General features: G+C 36.8%; 1 pseudogene. It reads left to right on the top strand.

What is annotated here, in order from left to right:
• Nucleotides 1-320: pseudogene (locus tag ACS8FD_RS24395) on the top strand (hypothetical protein); the annotation flags it as partial.
• Nucleotides 321-524 lie beyond the last annotated feature (204 nt).

The following is a 524-nucleotide window of genomic DNA, read 5'->3' as shown; positions in this document are numbered from 1 at the left end:
CAAAACGTGAAGTGCATATAAATTTTTATCCTGAAAATAATATGGGTTATATTGAGCGTTTTGCTATGATCCATGAGTTTATAGAGCCAGACACTTATCTACTCCGTGCTTACCGTAAAGAATCTAGCCAAGATACGGGCAGTTTATTAGACACAGCCTCGCCCAATCCTTTATGTATTGATCTTATTCAAAACGATAGTATCAAGCGTCAGTTTTGTAAACAGATGAATAACGAAAGTCAGGGTGAGTTTGTAGAAACGAACGTGACAAACCAAATAAAGCAATCAGCACAAGCAACACAGTCAAAAGCTAAGGTGTAATATTGTATCTTTCGACCCATTAATTTGATGTCATATATCATGGACATAGATCGGTTAAAGCAACATTAGACGCTTGTCTCTTCTTTTTTTATCTATCAACAAGGATTAGTATGGCAACGATTTTAACATTAGCTGGTGACGGCATTGGTCCTGAAATTATGACCCAAGCCATCGATGTACTACAAGCCGTCAACAAAAAGTTTA

Source organism: Psychrobacter sp. 1U2 (genome assembly GCF_051847575.1).
This window is presented reverse-complemented; position numbering and strand designations above follow the sequence as displayed.